We start from the raw sequence: 16,930 nt of genomic DNA, 5'->3' as shown, positions 1-16,930 counted from the left end.
CTTCGGACGGCATCGGTACAACGCTGCGCGCCGTCGCTTCGACCAGCCCCGGCGCTCTGCCTGGCGCCGATTGGCGCGCGGCATTAGCCTTCTTGCGGCGGCTTGGCTGGGCGCGGGACGAAGTATTCGCGCGGTCTTCGGACGGCATCGGTACAACGCTGCGCGCCGTCGCTTCGACCAACCCCGGCGCTCTGCCTGGCGCCGATTGGCGTGCTGCATTATTCCTTTTGCGGCGGGTTGGCTCGGCCGCAGGCGGCAGTAAAGCCTGAGCGGGAGCGTTGCCAGTGAACCCCGCCAGCGAGCTGCTCAAAGGCTTGGCAACCCGATCAAACAGACTGCGGGCCAACCCGGAAAAGCCAGCGTTTTTTTTCGCCGGGGTTCTGGCGGCTGCCTGCGAACGGGCGGGTTTCGGCTTGCCTGCGTTGGTTTTCCTGCCGGTGTTTCTTGGGCCAAAACGCTCGCGCCCACGCGGGGCTTCGGCCGCAGGCGGACAGCAGCAATCTTTGCCATCGCCTTTATCGCTGTCTTTATCGTTGCCCTTTTCGGAATCACCTTCCTTGAACAGCTTGCCGATGAACGGCAGCTTACCGAGTGTTCCATCGACCACTTTATCGGTAACGCGGGTCTTGATGGTTTCGCCCATACTTTCAAGCATCGGCATGATCACGGCGCCTGCCGTTTTTAATGCACTGGCCGCAACAGGCGAATCGCCGGCGAGGTCATTTGCGCCGTCCACCACCCGGGTCTTGGCCTTCAGCCAGGCGCCTTCGAACAACATCGGCGCGGGCTCAAGCGTTTTGGAAAGGCGACTTTCGCTTTCAGTGGATTCCTCGCGCAGAACGCTGATCGACTTTTGCGACGTTGTGGTCGTATCAAGCGACAGATTGGCGTTGGAAGATCGAAGCGCTGCGACCGGGTCGAGCACCTGTGCGGTGACGACTTTTAGGGATTCGCGGGTATGGCTGAGGTTCTCTGACGTGCTCGACGTCAATGCAGCGCCAGCCTTGGGCTCGGTTTGCTCAGCGGTCTTTGACGGCTGAACATCCAGTGCCTTGAACGGCAATAAAGAGGTTTCCAGCGCATCCACGCTGTCACGCAATTGGCTCAAGGACAGGCTGAGGCGATTCACCTCAACGCCTGCATTGGCCAGCGCCAACTCCACGCCCGATGATGCTGCAGCCGCCCGACTAGTTTCGGGCACCAAAGCCCCTGCGTTGACGACGGCGGCGTCCATCGCACCGCCGACACTGCCGAACACCTGCTGGCCATCCTTGGCCATGGCATACGTGAGCGAATACTTGTCTTGCATCCCGCTTACTCCTGTTTGACGCCAAGACGAGTGATCGCAATGTCGTAGCGGCGCAATGCTTTTCCGGCGTCCCAGTCGAGGATCTCCGCCTCATTGACCGAATAAATCAGCGGTACCACATCGAGGATTACTTCGATGTCGCGCTCCGAAAGAAGTCCGCCGGTTGATTTAAAAAATCGTCGATGCGCTCCTGCAGTTCCGTCCAGTCGGGCACGGTCAGGCCGGCGATATCAGGGATCATCAGGCCGGTGCAGTGCGCGGTGATGAACTCGGCGCGCTCCTTGTTGGTGGCGAGCTTTTTCATCACTTTGGTCACGCGCAGGGCGGGCATTTCCAACGCGAGTTCAGTCTGGGTTCGACCGGCTGCCGCCAACGGCAACAGCAAGTGGACCGGCTGATCGTGGTTCGCCGCAGTGCGTTCATCCAGGAAGAACGACGCAGGGCGCGTCGACATTTCGTGGACGTATTGGGCGATGCTCACGTAGTCCGGACGCTTGAGTTGGTCGAGCTCTTTTTCTGACAGGCCGGTGGCGAGTTTCGCCAGCTCGAAGAACTGGTCGTCCTCGTCGTCACCGGCGCGGGCCAGCGCGTCTTTTTGCGCGGCGTAGAACAGCGGCTTGAGTTGGATTTTTTCGATCGTCGCGCCGGTGTCAGCGGTGATCGGGGACAGCAGGCGGTGCAGCGGTGGCATCCAGGCCATTAGGTCATTCCTTGATAAGCGTTTTAAAAGGCAGCGCGGCGTTAAGCTGCGCGCGCGGTCACTGTGGGAGCCGGGCTTGCTCGCGATGGCAGTGGGTCGATCAGCACAGGTGTCGGCTGACCTGGCGCTATCGCGAGCAAGCCCGCTCCCACAGGGCGCGCATTGCGCTTTACGGCATCAGCACGGCGCGGCGGGCATCACCGAGGATGTCGACGCCGTTGAGCACGAACTTCTGGGTGCGCACGTCGATGTCGATTACCGGAATGCCGTTTTCCAGGCGGCTGTACGTGCGGCAGGAGAGTTCCAGCGTGATGGCCGGTTTATCGCCCATTTTCAACGTGGTTTCGGTCAGGGATTTCAACTTGCCACCGACGGTGTGGTAGGTGAAGTACGTCTTGCCGTCCTGGTCCTGACCGGCTTCGCGCACGTTCAGCAAAATGTCCTCACCCAAGGTCACGCCCAGGGCCAGCATGATTTCCGGCCCTGCACCTTGCAGCTCCAGGGTGGCATTCAGCACCTTGGCGCTCTTGGCCATTTCTTCGCCGATGAAGCGTCCGCCGGTCATCGACTCCATGTCGAAGTCGATCTTCGGCGGTGCGAACGAATTGACCGTTGCCGACAACGGCAGGCCTTGAAGGGTGGCCGCAAGGGCCTGTCTGATTCGGTTGGTAAACATTAGAGAACGTCCTCCAGGAACTGCTCGATGATTTCATCGCGGGCGTTGAGTTGATAAACCATGTGTTCGTTCGGCGCGTAGCGGCCGTAGTCGATGACGATGAACCAGGTGCCGTTCTTGTACTTCTCGACGCTGTTCAGTTCCGGGTGCAGGTACACGCTGCCGCCGGGAATGGTTTCGTCGGCAACCAGGGTTTGCATCCAGTCGTTGATGCGCTTGACCTCCTGGTCCATGAAGGACTTGGTGAGGTTCTTGGCCATGGCTTTCTGGCCGGCCTTGACCAGCTTGCGGCTGATGGCGTCTTCCAGCCCGACGTAGCTGATGAACTTGCCGGTGATCGAGCGGTTACCCAACAGCGAGAAACCGCCGAGGATGGTGCGCGCGTAGTAGCTCACGCCGTAGCGGTTGAGCAGGTCGCCTTCGGTGGAGGTGTCGAGGATGTTGTACTCGACCACGCGGGAAACGTCCTCGGCGAACGTCACCTGATTGCCCGGGCTTTCCCACTGCTTGACCTTGGCCAGTGCAGCGATAGCCAGCGACGACGGCGCCAGGAACACGTTTTTCTTCGCCGCTTTGGAGTACACCGACGGCAGGTTGTGCACCAGCAGGCAACGGTCGAAGCCGAGGTCGGCACCGCCCAGCTCGCCGCTGTAAATCACTTGGTCAGCGACCGAAGCGTCCTTGCCATCCAGCACCACACGCGCCTTGATGCGCTTGCCGAACGCGGCAAACTCACCGGCAACGGCCTTGGTGCCGGTGAAGCCCGGCGCACCAATAATGGTCAGGTCTTCCGGCACGCTGCTCAGCGCAGCCAGGCCAAGTTTGCGCCCGGTGACCGGCTCGTTGCCGCCGATCACGTTGTTCAGCGTGTCGGCCGGGGTTGCGCCCTCCTCCACGATCACCACGTAAACCGGTACTTTGACCACTTTGAGAATCTGGTAAACAGCCTGAAACAGTGTGCCGGTTTCAGCGCCGGTAGGGTCCAGCAGCGCCTGAGTGGTGAAGCTGTTGATGCGAAACGGCGCGTTTTTCGGGATCGACGCATGCGCATTCGGCGCAGTGCCGACCAGCCCGATCACGTTATCGCCCAGGCCACCCATGGCCTCGGGAGATTCGGTGGCATTCACGGTGATGCCGTTGTGCTCGAAGTTCAAAACCTCAGCCATGATTAGTCAGCCTTCTTGGGGGTGGAGTTAAGGACGCTGGTCAGTTCCAGACGGCCAGCGGTGCGCAGCGCGGAGGCTTCGACGTCGAGCAGTTCGAGTTCCTGGCCGGCGGTGGACCAATGGCCACCTCCGATGGGGAACGGGATGAGGACGGTGTAGGTTTGGCGGGTGTACATGTGTGGATCTCCAGGCGAAAAAAAACCGCTTGGCGCGGTATTGAGTGAAAGCGTAAGTGGGCTAAAGAACTTGCCCGGACAATGCAGGGCGCTTATTCGGCCTGCTCGGCAAGCCACAGCGGTGCTGATGGCTGATGTTCAGCGTTAGGAAACTGCGCGGATTGGGGCCAGTCGCGCAGCGCCTGCATATACGTCAGCAGGGCCAGGTACTGTTCATGGTCCAGGGTGGTAGGCGCCATCATTTCCAGTTGATCGCGATGCCGATCGCGCAACCAGGTGACCGCCGTCAGTTGATTGTCACGCCAACTGCGCGCTTCGAGCGCAAGGTCGAAAGCACTGGGCACGACGTCAACCAGATAGGGCAACCCCTGCTCATCATGGCGGCGAACAGTATTGATGCCGGCATCACGAATAACCGCTGCATAGAGCTCTTCGGTTAGGAAAACAGCATCCGGGGGCATCCTTTGATGAAGGCCGTCCAAGTAAGTGCATCCCGTTTCTTGACTGTAGTAACGCTTCATCTGAACCTCAGTAACCGATTGCAAAGTAGACACAACCTGACGCGGTCGTCGTGTTAAAGGTGCTTGAGCCTTTGGTAAGCGTGCCCATGTTCAGCGCATTCAAGCCGGTTGCAGTAATAGAGCGAAACTGCCAGACAGTCTTCATAGTGCCGTTCGCGCCAGTGTTGTCGCACTCGGAAACCCACAGGCAACGGTTTGGAAAAGCTAAAGGGAAAGCAATAACCGACTCGGTTGTTACGACGCTGCTGTAACCCATCTGCAGGATCAAACCACCCAACCAACTTGGAAAGACCACGTAACTGTTAACACCCAAGGAGATAGAAAACCCTAAGCGCAGCTTTTTAGGCGTGATGATGGTGGCGTCATCCAACCCCTGAAGGGTCTGAACTTGCGTTGCAACCTTTGCCGTACCACGATTTGACTCGGTGGCCTGCGCGGTCATTGCATCGACTTCGGACTTTCTATAGGTCGACTTGGCGACGTAATCGATGACCCAGGCGCGGGTGGCTTTGACCACTGTATCGTCAATCAGCAACGTCACCATCGACGCGTTACTGGTCTCAAAAATCGCCCGAATGTAAAACTCTTTGCCTGTCCCGGACGCCGCCAAGACAGGCTTATAAGACTCCGGATATTTGGCGATGGCGTACAAGATGCCCGTGTCGGTCCACAACCCGGCCTCGCGCACATACCACCCGCCAACCTGCGCAGGCAGCGTGACCTCGGCCATCAACCAACTGGGGTTTTTTTCATCTTGAAACAACGCATTAAGAGGCCCACGCCAGACTTCGCGTTTGAGCGCCTTGGCACTGGCGTCAGGGTTGTAAGCGGCGCCGTTACCGTCACCGATGGAAATCTGCGTCAGCTTGACCGGCACGCCAGCCGCTTTGCAGGCGGTTTCATAGGCGATGCCGGCGTCGGTGAGCAGGGTGTAGTAATCAGCCATTTAGTGCTCCTGTGGGTAAAGGGTAGTGGTTTCGACGGTGTAGAGCCCGATCGCCGTAACGACACGCCCCGAGGACTCGGCCCCTGCCAGAACCCTTGGGTAAATTGAGGTGAGCTCACCACCCAGCGTCAGCGCACCGATGAAGTGGCGGCCCGACACGCCCAAACCTACGGAGATCGACACGATGTCGCGCTCACTTTTGGCATCCGCCAAACGCCGGTCGAGCCGCGCGTCGATGGTTTCGCTGTAGGGCAATTCGGTGTAGGCCCGTATGGAAAAGCTATAGGGCACGCCCTTTGGGTCTTGCTCGTACCAGGCGCGCACCTCGGGCACCAGTTGCAGGCCCTTGGCGGCGTTTTCCAGGGCCTGGCGGGTGCCGGCCTGACGTGCAGTGGGCCAAGCCAGTTTCACCGTCAGGCGTTTTTCGGTTTCAGGCGCCGTGGTACTCCATTCGCTGACGCCACGATCCACCGCCAGGTAGGGCAAAAATGCATCACGTGTGTTCGCCGGGTCCATCAATGCAGGAAACGGTGGCGTCACCCGCTCAAGCAAATAGCCGAATCCCAGGTCCAGCGCCTTCTCTAGCGGCGAACTGTTGGCGGGCAGCAAAGTGTTTTTCTCACTCATAGCGTGCGCACCTCCACCTCGACGCCCGTGCAATACGGGGCCTGGAACGCAGTGCCGATGATCGGCGCCAGCGGTTCAAGGATTTGCAGTTGCGCCGCCCCGGCACTGTGGATCGCGTAATCGATCCAGCTCGGATCTACGCGGCCTTCCAGGCGATGACACGACTCTGCGTAGTCTTGCAGCAGTTTCTGCGCGGCGACTTGAGTAAGGCCGGAATCGGGACCTGCGTTGATCCTGGCCACCACGCGAATTTTGTAGCGCAGGATTTGCGCAGCTTGCACGCTGACCAAATCCGTCTCGGGCCGCACATCCGGCCGTGCGAAATGGCGACGAACACCGTCAAGCAAATCCGCCGATGGCGTACCGTCGCCGTCGCGGGAGAGCACGGTGACCATCACTTCACCGGGCGCCGTTCGACGCCCATTGCCATCCTTGACCTGCGCCGCGTAGCCGTCCGGGTCAAAGGTGTAACTGACCGTGACCACGCCCGGAGTGGCGCTCTGCACGTTCACCGACGGCCGTTCGCCCAGGGTGAACACCTCTCGGCGATACTGCATCCGCGAGCCCGCCGCCGGGGCATGCGGTGCCAGGTAATAACGCAAGCGGGCGTCGTCGTCGCTTTCAAGCGTCGGCGGTACGGGCGGGAAAGCCGCCGGGTCGCCGGGGTCGAGCACTTGGCGTTCGAGGCCCATATCGGCCAGGCGTGCATCCAGGTTGCTACCGGTGGCCCACCACGCCAGCATCTGCTTGATGCGTGCGTTGTATTTGCGTTCGTGAGTCTGCAAACGCACGCAAAAAGCTTCCAGGGCGAGGGTCAGCAACTCGCTTTCATTGTCGAGGCTAACCTTGAGTTTGGCCGCGCTTTGCGGCGCTCGGGTGGCCACGTAGTCGATAACAAACGCCTTGAATTCAGCCAGCAACGGTTCGAACTCATCCACCGCAATGATGGCCGGTTCCGCCAGTTGGTTCTGGCCGGGGATCAACATGCTCATGTCACGACCTCGAAGGTTTGTTGGCGGTTTTTCCAGGTGCCGGCAAACCGCAGCAACAGGCCTGCGCCCTGGCGGGTGGCGACGATGACCTGGGGCTGAAAGTCGCCGATGCCGTTCTGCGCGTTATAGAACGCTTGAGCCGCATGGCTTTGCGCGAGAATCAGCAGGTCGTCGCCAAGGTTTTGGCCGAGCAATTGCGGGACCATCGAGCCGTACAACGGGCGTTTTTGGCGAGTACCCACGGGTGTGGTCAGCGCTCGGGTGGCGCGCTGCACGAACTGCAGCCAGTCATCGACGGCTGCCCCGGTGTTTCGATCTATTCCGATCATGCGATGTCCTTATCGGGGGCTGATGACTCGGCCCTGGTGGTCCACCACCGGGCCGCTGAAGTGCGCGCCAGCCGCATCCAACACTAAAAGAGTGCCGCCGACTTGCAGGGTGATGCCTTGGGCGTTCATCGTCAGGCCGGCCGCGCCGACCCTGGCTTCAACCTGTTCGCGCGAACCTGTGAACGTGGTGGTGCCGTTGACCCAGTTGAAGGTATGGCTGGCGTCGTCGTAGTCGCTTTGGGTGCCGTCCTGATGGCGCCGCCTTGTGAGCGTCGCCACGCTGGAAACCGGCGGAAAGCGATCACTGTTGAGGCCGAACAGCGCCACCGATTGCGCGCCGCCCTCACCGCCGCCGTAGTTGAGCAACACGCACTGCTCGCCCACGGTGGGGATACGGGTTTCGGTTTGCGCACCCGCGCTGGGGTTGAAAAAGCGGATCGCCGGCGTGAGCAACTCACCGTGGCTGACCTTGCAGGTGTTGCTGGCGGCGTCGACTTCCTGGCAAATGCCAATCCGGCACACACTCTCGGCACGTCGATACACGTCTTCGAGTTGGGCTTCCATCTCTGCCAGGCGCTCGACAATCGGCCCCAGTTGCATGCGTAACAGCGCGTCGAACATGGGCTACTCCGCCAGTGGTTTGTATTGACCGGGATCATCGATGTTCGACACGTCCCAAGTGCAGGCGAACAGCGGTTGGCCTGTGGGATCGTTGAGTAACTCCGGCCCCAAATAGAGTGTTTGGGTGAAGGAAACAGTCCAGGTGTCGTAGTCCTTTTCTGCGGTGCTCTGAATAGAGGGCGCGGCAACGATATTGATCGGCAAATCGCACTGCGCCAGCGGCAAGTTCCAGCGGTTATCCAGCACCAGGTCCATGAGTTGGCTGGCCAGGTCGCAGGCGTCAAATGGCAGTGCACCCGGCGCCAGAATGGCCTTGAGCGAGATCGCCAAGGCGTGGGCCTTGCGCCCTTCGCAAGAGCGAGTGCCCGTGCCATTGCCCTCGACCGAAATCAACACCGCGGTTTGTTCCACGGCGCCCTGAAAGTCCTGATAACTGCCGACCTTCAGGTCCGGGAATGCACGGTGCAGCGCCTCGCCAATCGCCTGTAGCAGTTGGGATGGTTTTTCGATAAGTGTCATTAGGTAGCGTCCTTGCAACGGTTACTGCGGGTCCGGGCGGGAGCTTTCGTTGACCCCGATGCGCTTGGCCGCCCACCGCTCATACAGGCCGATGGCCACGTCGGCACCCGCCATGGCGGTCAGGCAGCCGATGGCGCCGGCGGTCCAAATCGACATACCGGCGGCGTAACACAGCATTAGGGCTGAAACCCCGCACACCATGCACGCCCCGGACCTCAGGGCCAGACGCCGGACCAGCGACCACCCGCGGGCGCCCTCTTTGTCGGCGCGCCACATTTCGCCGGAAACCCCGCCGATCACGGCCAGTGCGATCACCAGCCAGACAGGCATTTCCGCCAACGCTTGCTGCTCGTTTGTCATGTCACGCCTCCTGGCTGAGCATTACCGGCAGAGTGCCGGGTTCTGGGTAAATCCATTTATAGGTAAGCATTCCAAAAAGCCCGGTCGCCCAGGCTTTTCAGTAATGATGTCCTGTGCCCTGCCCCACCCTTACGCACCTTTTGAAAAATGACCGCGGTTGCCTGGCAACCCGGCGTGGCGATAAAACGCCGTCAAAAAAGGCCCCGTAAGGGTGAGGCAAGGCACTGGTCCTTCGGCGCTACTGGCGCGGTACGGACCTGTCTCCATGTTTTTTCCGACCACGATCCCTGTCTGCCGGATAACTGCTTCTGGTGCTTTACGCTGCGCACCCGGGTCAGTTGCCAACCCTCTGAACCGTTAAGGCCGGTTCATCGCTGCCTGTTTTTCAAAGCGTTACAACTAAAGAGCGTCGGCATCCTTGCCGGTGTTACCTGGCTTCCCTGCCATCGCTTCGATGGCGTCCTTGCCGATGTTGCTTGCCTTCCTTGTCTTCCTTGGCAGCATCCTTGCCGCCTCCACCAGACCTTGTTGGCTGGCTTGAGATAAAGAATATGCCTGTATAAATATACAGTCAATGCATCAGTGCATTTATTTTTGCCGTGGAAATGCATGAATGCATTTTAAGCCCGGTGGACAAAGGGTTTGGCGGTTTTTACAGGCGAAAAAAAACCCGCTCATGGCGGGTTTGGTCTTACGCAAGAAGGTTAACGGGCGTACATACCCCACCAGAACACATGGCCGAGGATGCTGATCTGCTCATCCTGAATATCCTGAAAGCTGTAGTCCTCGTCCGGGTGCTCATCGCGGTTGAAACTGCGCAGGCGAATACCGGAAGGCAAGCGATAGAGCTGTTTCACGCGCAATTGGCCGTTGTGGTTGATGGCGTACAAGTCGCCGTCAACAATATCGCCGATACCACACTTGCCCGCATTCACCCCCACCGTGGCGCCGTCGCGCAGCACCGGCAACATACTGTTGCCGCGCACCGTCACACACTTGGCCTGATCGAACTGCACACCGTTATGCCGAAGGCTGCGCTTGCCGAAACGCAGGCTGGCCTTCTCGCTTTCCTCGATGACGAATCTTCCTGATCCAGCAGCCAATTCAACCTCACGCAGAAAGGGGATCGACACCTCGTCATCATTAACGGGCGTGTCGTCATCCCACAGGCTTATGTCCTTGAGCTCCGAATGCATCGGGTCACGCCCGTCGTCACGCAAAGCGCCCACCGCCACGCGCCCGCGCAGTTGGTCGGTGCTCACGCGAAAGTACTCGGCGATGCGCGAGATGTGTTTATCCGACGGGTCAACGATCTTGCCGCTGAGAATCCGGGAGAGTGTGGATTGAGGCACGCCGGTACGCCGGTGAAGCTCCGTGGGGGAGATCCGGTCGCGGTCGAGTAGCTCTCTTAAGACGGTTGAAACGTTGCGTTTTTGCATAACGCGGATGATGACGGGGGATTTGGGGGTTGGCAAATGCTAATTTGCATAGATTATGCATTTCCAAGAAACAAGACCTGGGTGTGCGTGAGGCTCCAAGCAGTCGAAAAGCTCAACGTTCTGGAAGGCTTCTTTCTGCCAAAAGGGGTCATTCTGTTTCGTCTAGAAAATTAAAGGCGATTCAGGCCGAGTTGTACTCGTCCTTTTAACTACCTGCCCATAAGCCTACTTAAAGTAAGGGACTGCAAGCGGAAAGAGCGGACGTTTTGAATAGAGAAATTAAATCCGTCCCCTTTATCCCAAGGGGCGGGCATTTAAATCGCGTCTTCAGTACAGCACACCGGCGAACCGATCGGTTGTTCCAATCTCTATCATGGATGATGCCTATTTGATATCATTACTCGCCCGCCAAGCCGAGGGCCGTCATTGCGGTCACCGCCTGTACGCGGACGACTTTTATCATTCATTTATTGGCAGGAGACAGATTTTGAGTGAAGGAAATGGGAGCGGGAAGGCGTCAATGTCGAATGGAAGCATCATCGCTCGGTCATCGGTTTGGGCGACGTATGAAGTGCTTCTGACGTTGATGCCTGTGCTTATATGGCTTTTCATCATCTATTTTTCGAACCCCGAACCTGATATTTCCCTGCAGTTTCCGGCGTTCTCTTTTTTCTGCGTTTCTATCTGGGCGGCTTGCATTCGGGAGATTCCGAGAACACTAGTCGGTGGGGATCCGGTTCAGGACAAATTTGAGCGGGAGTGCTCGTTGGCCATTGCGATTCTGGGATTCGTGATTTCGCTTGTTTGTCTCGTCTTCGCTGCGCTCAGGAGCACCGGCAGTATTGCTCATATTTGGGGGGGCTTTTTCCGTGGTTGTCGCGGCTTCCGGCGGCATAGGTATCCTCCTCCTTTTCGCGATGATCTCCATAAAAATCCAGCGCCTGGAATATGGACGCTACAACCGCCCTCCAGCGATCTAGGTCCCCTTGGTATTGGCCGCTGCTCAGGTCCGTAGGCCTGTGACTCGTAATGGAAGAGACGAGAAAGGCATAGTGGATGAAGGGGGCGGATTTAATTTCTCTCCTCAAAACGTCCGCTTCTGGCCGAAAGCGGCCTTAGCCATTAAACCAATGACCATGGCTGATCAACCTTAGTATTAAAGCTTCAAATGATCAGTTCAAGGCGCCTTCAGCGAGCTTGAGCCCACTGGCACTCAGACCAAGCAAAGGGCCTTATTATTCCCACTTGCACCCTCCCCACCATCACGCTAACCTCCCCCGGTCGCTGCAAATTCAGCGACGGGCATGAGAACCCGAGTTAATCAAGGCGCACAGCGCCCATTCGCCTGATAACGAATGTGGTAGCTCTCAATTGATATGGGAGTTTTACCGATGACCGCGACAAATCCGTCTGCATTAACCACCCTCGGCGTCACCCCCTTCTCTTTCCACTCCGACCAACCTCTTTTCCGCGTCAACAGCGGCGTTTCTCTGCACGAAGCTTTGCAACACGCCTCCGACCTCCTCCACGTCGCGAAGCAGCTCTCAGAAGATGCGGCGATGACCAAGGAAACGGACCGTTATGCCTGGGCGTCGCATTACTTGCAGGAGATGGTAAAAGCGGTGATTGATGATGTAGTGAAGGTGTTGGATTCGCCCGTCGGCACTCAGTAAGGGGCAAAAGCAAAAAGGGGCGCTTGCCGCCCCCACTGTACGTGCGGGCTTGTCGCGCAATGACTGCCCGGCATCACTGCGCGCAGTCAATCGTGGTTACGCCTTTACTGATGCGCTTTGAAAGCGCTGCTCAACTTTTCGGAACGATCCTACGACTCGCGTCGACGGTCTTGAATTCCCGGTAACGCCATTCTTCCCTAGCCTCATCCGCGACTCTCCCAGGACGAAAAGGAAGTCGCATGTCCGGCTATGTGCCAAAACCAGCCAGGCCCAACGTTATCAAGAGCAACAGCGGCGTAGAGCCTGTTGATATCGACGATGCGCTCAAACAGATGCGCACTAGGACAAAGCCGCCCCTCAAGCAGAACACCCTCAAGCAGTACGAAGCGGCATGCGAGCGGCTGAAGGAAAAATTCGCCGACTTCCAGCCCCGAGAGGTGCTGCAGCGGCACGTCGTCGCGCGCAAGCTTCACATGGCGGACACGCCGAATATGTCGCACCGGGTTATTTCGGTACTGCGCGCGGTGTTTGCCTACGCACTGGAGCAGCAGATCGTCGACTCGACCCCTTACATAGGCGTTAGACGCCACTTAGAACACAAGCGCGACCGCTACATCACTCACGGTGAATTCCAGTCGATTTGCGCCAATTCAAGCGACAACATGCGTGTCATCTACGAGATGTGTTACCTGACCGGCCAGCGCATCGGTGACGTTCTGGCCATCCGCCTGGCGGATATCTGTGCCGATAGGATCGCCTTCAAGCAGGAAAAGACCAACGCCAGACTTCTGGTACAGATGACGCCCGACCTCGAGGATTTGATTGCCCGGATCAAAGCGCTGCCCCGGAAGGTCCGTGGCCTGACCCTATTCTGTTCTCCGCGCGGCGAGAAGCCGGTGCATTACAGCTCGGTCAAGGACGCGTTTGCGATCAGCTGCAAGAAGGCTGGAGTCGAGGATGCGAGCCTTCACGACCTGCTCGCCAAGTCTCTTTCCGATACCGACGACTAGGGCAATGAAGTACAGAAACTGGGCGGTCAGACGGACGCCAAGATGACGCAGCGTTATCTGCGCCTGCGAAAAATGAATGTCGGCCTGCCGCCAAAGATGCCGGAAAAGGCCGATTTAACGGCATAAAAAAGCCGCATCTCTGCGGCTTTTTTGTGGCTGAGCTAAAGCTTATCCAGCCTTTAACACATTCAGCTGCCGCTCAGTGGCGCGCTGCAACACAACTGCATACACACGCTTCTTCTGGTCAGTAGATGCGCTACGGAAAAACTCAGAAAACGGAGTCGAACGAGCGGCTTGTACTTTTTTCATAACATTGCCCCAGCCTTGAGGTGCTTTAGAAGGCCCTGACGGTCATAACCGACGTGCAGGTCGCCATGGATTGAGTCTATGTCTTCCTCGGTGATCTGCAAGGAAGCATCAGTATTTTTTATGAGCAGATTCAACTGCAAACGGTTGCGATATTTGACCTTCAGGGCGTTCACAACATCTTTTGCGGTGAAAAACTGCTCAACAAAAACTTCTGGAGGGACTCTACGCCCCTCCTTACGCTCTCTAGCCTGTACAAACCTCCAAGCCAATTCAGGCTTTTGGTAGACAAACATGATGACGCATTTACGATCTTTCTTTAGGGAGCGAGCTATGTTCAGGTCGGCCTTATCGAAATTGCACAAAGTGCTATCCAAAACGAAAGACTGACTCTGTTCTAACGCCATATCATGAATCTTGTCAACAAGAATTGAAGCAGCCCGCTGAAACATCCATGAATTCGTACCCACATAGCCTTCGAAATGATGACGGAGATCGTCTGGATCGATACGCATGGTGCGGAATCCAGAGTTGTCATCGATTTCACTGATCAGCTCACTCGCCGCTTCGGTTTTGCCGGCGCCCGCGCATCCTGACATGAAAACTGAAACGGGTGAGCGATCGGGAAGGTAGATAGCAGGGTTTGTAAACTCCCGAGCAATCCGCTTCTTGTTGGCTTTCGCGAAAAGCAGCGCAGCCTCCATCTGCAAGTCTTCAAGATGACTCATATCCGTATGAACGCTCACTTTTCGGGTGGGAGATTTTATACGCTATCACCAGAAAATCCTATGCCGCGTGTCGGAATTTGCCCTGCGAGCCTCATCGGCATTGGTTACTGAATCCCTGTATTATTAGACAGATGTGAATCGTCAAATAGACAGGCAGAGCTGAAACCCCCGTATGACAGACCTTTCCAGCCACACCCCAATGATGCAGCAGTACTGGCGCCTGAAAAACCAGCACCCTGATCAGTTGATGTTCTATCGCATGGGCGATTTCTACGAGATCTTCTACGAAGATGCGAAGAAGGCCGCCAAGTTGCTGGACATCACCTTGACCGCGCGCGGGCAGTCGGCGGGGCAGTCGATTCCGATGTGTGGGATTCCTTACCATTCGTTGGAAGGCTACTTGGTCAAGTTGGTGAAGCTGGGCGAGTCGGTGGTGATTTGTGAGCAGATCGGCGACCCGGCGACGAGCAAGGGGCCGGTGGAGCGCCAGGTGGTGCGCATCATTACGCCGGGCACGGTGAGTGATGAGGCGTTGCTGGATGAGCGCCGCGATAACTTGATCGCCGCGGTGTTGGGTGATGAGCGTTTGTTTGGCCTTTCGGTGCTGGACATCACCAGTGGCAATTTCAGTGTGGTGGAGATCAAGGGCTGGGAGAGCTTGCTGGCGGAGCTGGAGCGCATCAATCCGGTGGAGTTGTTGATTCCGGATGATTGGCCGAAGGATTTGCCGGCAGAAAAACGTCGTGGGGCCAAGCGTCGCGCGCCGTGGGATTTTGAGCGTGATTCGGCGCTGAAAAGCCTGTGCCAGCAATTCTCGGTGCAGGACCTTAAAGGCTTCGGCTGCGAGACGCTGACCCTGGCCATCGGCGCTGCCGGTTGCTTGCTCAGTTATGCCAAGGAAACCCAGCGCACCGCGTTGCCGCATTTGCGCAGCCTGCGCCATGACCGTCTGGACGACACGGTGGTGCTGGATGGCGCCAGCCGGCGCAACCTGGAACTGGATACCAACCTGGCCGGCGGGCGCGACAACACCTTGCAGTCGGTGGTCGACCGTTGCCAAACCGCGATGGGCAGCCGTTTGCTGACCCGTTGGCTGAACCGTCCGCTGCGCGACTTGGCGGTGCTGCAAGCGCGGCAGTCGTCTATTACCTGTTTGCTCGACGGCTATCGCTTTGAAAAGCTGCAGCCGCAGTTGAAGGAAATCGGCGATATTGAGCGCATCCTGGCGCGGATTGGCCTGCGTAACGCGCGCCCTCGTGACCTGGCGCGCCTGCGTGATGCGCTCGGCGCCCTGCCAGAGCTGCAAGTGGCGATGACCGAACTGGACACGCCGCACCTGCAACAGTTGGCCGTGACGGCCGGCACTTACCCGGACCTCGCGGCGCTGCTGGCGAAAGCCATCATCGACAACCCGCCGGCGATCATCCGTGACGGCGGCGTGCTTAAAACCGGTTACGACACCGAGCTGGACGAGTTGCAGTCGCTGAGCGAAAACGCCGGGCAGTTCCTGATTGACCTGGAAGCCCGCGAAAAAGCCCGCACCGGCCTGGCCAACTTGAAGGTCGGTTACAACCGTGTGCACGGCTACTTTATCGAGTTGCCGAGCAAGCAGGCCGAGCAGGCGCCGATCGACTATCAGCGGCGTCAAACCCTCAAAGGCGCGGAGCGGTTTATCACGCCGGAACTGAAGGAATTCGAAGACAAGGCGCTGTCGGCCAAGAGCCGCGCGCTGGCCCGCGAAAAAATGCTCTATGAAGCCTTGCTTGAAGACCTGATCGGCAAGCTGGCGCCGCTGCAAGACACGGCCGCCGCCTTGGCGGAACTGGACGTGTTGAGCAACCTCGCCGAGCGCGCGCTGAACCTTGATTTGAACTGCCCGCGGTTTGTCAGCGAGCCGTGCATGCGCATCGTGCAGGGGCGCCATCCGGTGGTGGAGCAGGTGTTGACCACGCCGTTCGTCGCCAACGACCTGTCGCTGGATGATGACACCCGCATGCTGGTGATCACCGGTCCGAACATGGGCGGTAAATCCACCTACATGCGCCAGACCGCGTTGATCGTGTTGCTGGCGCACATCGGCAGCTTTGTGCCGGCGGCCAGTTGCGAGTTGTCGTTGGTCGACCGTATTTTCACGCGGATCGGCTCCAGCGATGACCTGGCCGGTGGCCGTTCGACCTTTATGGTGGAAATGAGCGAAACCGCCAACATCCTGCACAACGCCACCGAGCGCAGTTTGGTGCTGATGGACGAAGTGGGTCGCGGCACCAGCACCTTCGACGGCCTGTCTTTGGCGTGGGCGGCGGCCGAACGCTTGGCGCACTTGCGTGCCTATACGCTGTTCGCCACGCACTATTTTGAACTGACGGTATTGCCCGAAAGCGAGCCGCTGGTGGCCAACGTGCATCTTAATGCCACCGAGCACAACGAGCGCATCGTGTTCCTGCACCACGTGCTGCCGGGGCCGGCGAGCCAGAGTTATGGCCTGGCCGTGGCGCAGTTGGCCGGCGTGCCAAACGATGTGATCACCCGCGCCCGCGAGCACCTGAGCCGCCTGGAAACCACGGCGCTGCCCCACGAAACCGTGGTCGCCAGCCCAGCCAAAGGCAAAAACAAACCCAGCGCGCCGCACCAGAGTGATATGTTCGCCAGCTTGCCGCATCCGGTCCTCGATGAGTTGGCAAAACTTGACCTGGATGACATGACCCCGCGTAAAGCATTGGAAATGCTCTATGCACTGAAGACACGGGTCTAACGCAGACGCTTGCAAGCTGATAGAATCTCGCGCGGTTTGGGATGCTGCGGGCTTTTAGCCTGGTCCGCAGACTATCGCTC

General features: G+C 58.4%; 18 protein-coding genes and 1 pseudogene. 3 read left to right on the top strand and 16 right to left on the bottom strand.

The genetic code is table 11. The annotated features are described in order from the left end of the window. The 15 genes and pseudogenes from F0169_RS10475 to F0169_RS10415 all read right to left on the bottom strand — a co-directional run. Positions 1-1,309, bottom strand: a 1,309-nt coding sequence (locus tag F0169_RS10475) for a phage tail tape measure protein (RefSeq protein ID WP_152746456.1), incomplete at its 3' end; no start/stop codon positions are given. A gap of 127 nt (positions 1,310-1,436) precedes the next feature. Then, complete coding sequence (locus tag F0169_RS10470) at positions 1,437-2,009, bottom strand: phage tail assembly protein (protein ID WP_152746455.1); 573 nt, start codon at positions 2,007-2,009, stop codon at positions 1,437-1,439. A gap of 169 nt (positions 2,010-2,178) precedes the next feature. After that, complete coding sequence (locus tag F0169_RS10465; protein WP_058412676.1) at positions 2,179-2,685, bottom strand: phage major tail tube protein; 507 nt, start codon at positions 2,683-2,685, stop codon at positions 2,179-2,181. Further along, positions 2,685-3,851, bottom strand: coding sequence for a phage tail sheath protein (locus F0169_RS10460; protein ID WP_152746454.1), 1,167 nt, complete (start codon positions 3,849-3,851; stop codon positions 2,685-2,687). The genes F0169_RS10465 and F0169_RS10460 overlap by 1 nt, the downstream gene beginning before the upstream one ends. Positions 3,852-3,853: 2 nt before the next feature. Next, a complete protein-coding gene (locus F0169_RS27370; RefSeq protein ID WP_172979402.1) occupies positions 3,854-4,027 on the bottom strand; it encodes a hypothetical protein in 174 nt (57 codons plus the stop codon). A gap of 92 nt (positions 4,028-4,119) precedes the next feature. After that, positions 4,120-4,548, bottom strand: coding sequence for a phage tail assembly chaperone (locus F0169_RS10455; protein WP_122249867.1), 429 nt, complete (start codon positions 4,546-4,548; stop codon positions 4,120-4,122). A gap of 7 nt (positions 4,549-4,555) precedes the next feature. After that, complete coding sequence (locus F0169_RS28390; RefSeq protein WP_421555869.1) at positions 4,556-4,990, bottom strand: gp53-like domain-containing protein; 435 nt, start codon at positions 4,988-4,990, stop codon at positions 4,556-4,558. Then, a pseudogene (locus F0169_RS27850) lies at positions 4,973-5,494 on the bottom strand (phage tail protein); the annotation flags it as partial. The pseudogene F0169_RS27850 and the gene F0169_RS28390, both read right to left, overlap by 18 nt. Next, on the bottom strand, positions 5,495-6,121 hold the full coding sequence (locus F0169_RS10445) for a phage tail protein I (protein WP_152746452.1): 627 nt from the start codon (positions 6,119-6,121) through the stop codon (positions 5,495-5,497). Further along, the gene (locus tag F0169_RS10440) at positions 6,118-7,113 is read right to left on the bottom strand and encodes a baseplate J/gp47 family protein (RefSeq protein WP_152746451.1); all 996 of its coding nucleotides are present in this window, start codon (positions 7,111-7,113) and stop codon (positions 6,118-6,120) included. Before F0169_RS10440 ends, F0169_RS10445 begins: the two co-directional genes overlap by 4 nt. After that, positions 7,110-7,442: a phage baseplate protein gene (locus F0169_RS10435; RefSeq protein ID WP_152746450.1), complete on the bottom strand. Its 333-nt coding sequence runs from the start codon at positions 7,440-7,442 to the stop codon at positions 7,110-7,112. The genes F0169_RS10440 and F0169_RS10435 overlap by 4 nt, the downstream gene beginning before the upstream one ends. A gap of 9 nt (positions 7,443-7,451) precedes the next feature. Beyond that, positions 7,452-8,063, bottom strand: a complete 612-nt coding sequence (locus F0169_RS10430) for a phage baseplate assembly protein V (protein WP_152746449.1) — start codon at positions 8,061-8,063, stop codon at positions 7,452-7,454. Between the two features lie 3 nt (positions 8,064-8,066). Then, the gene (locus tag F0169_RS10425; protein WP_152746448.1) at positions 8,067-8,582 is read right to left on the bottom strand and encodes a hypothetical protein; all 516 of its coding nucleotides are present in this window, start codon (positions 8,580-8,582) and stop codon (positions 8,067-8,069) included. Positions 8,583-8,603: 21 nt separating this feature from the next. Further along, the gene (locus tag F0169_RS10420) at positions 8,604-8,942 is read right to left on the bottom strand and encodes a phage holin family protein (protein WP_058412684.1); all 339 of its coding nucleotides are present in this window, start codon (positions 8,940-8,942) and stop codon (positions 8,604-8,606) included. Between the two features lie 704 nt (positions 8,943-9,646). Next, a complete protein-coding gene (locus F0169_RS10415) occupies positions 9,647-10,381 on the bottom strand; it encodes a LexA family transcriptional regulator (protein WP_082649018.1) in 735 nt (244 codons plus the stop codon). Positions 10,382-11,772: 1,391 nt separating this feature from the next. On the opposite strand from F0169_RS10415, the gene F0169_RS10405 reads away from it, so the two are divergent. Continuing rightward, the gene (locus F0169_RS10405) at positions 11,773-12,054 is read left to right on the top strand and encodes a DUF3077 domain-containing protein (RefSeq protein WP_058412686.1); all 282 of its coding nucleotides are present in this window, start codon (positions 11,773-11,775) and stop codon (positions 12,052-12,054) included. A gap of 239 nt (positions 12,055-12,293) precedes the next feature. Further along, a complete protein-coding gene (locus F0169_RS10400) occupies positions 12,294-13,064 on the top strand; it encodes a tyrosine-type recombinase/integrase (protein ID WP_341869096.1) in 771 nt (256 codons plus the stop codon). Positions 13,065-13,369: 305 nt separating this feature from the next. Here F0169_RS10400 and F0169_RS10395 read toward each other — a convergent pair whose 3' ends face one another. Continuing rightward, positions 13,370-14,098, bottom strand: a complete 729-nt coding sequence (locus F0169_RS10395; protein WP_241679101.1) for a zeta toxin family protein — start codon at positions 14,096-14,098, stop codon at positions 13,370-13,372. 172 nt (positions 14,099-14,270) lie between these two features. Between F0169_RS10395 and mutS the strand changes: the two genes are divergently transcribed. Then, positions 14,271-16,850 carry a DNA mismatch repair protein MutS gene (mutS, locus tag F0169_RS10390; protein WP_152746446.1) on the top strand — a complete coding sequence of 860 codons (2,580 nt, stop codon included), beginning with the start codon at positions 14,271-14,273 and terminating at the stop codon, positions 16,848-16,850. Positions 16,851-16,930: the final 80 nt, after the last annotated feature.

Origin of the sequence: Pseudomonas kitaguniensis (genome assembly GCF_009296165.1) — a bacterium.
Taxonomy (GTDB): domain Bacteria; phylum Pseudomonadota; class Gammaproteobacteria; order Pseudomonadales; family Pseudomonadaceae; genus Aquipseudomonas; species Aquipseudomonas kitaguniensis.
This window is presented reverse-complemented; position numbering and strand designations above follow the sequence as displayed.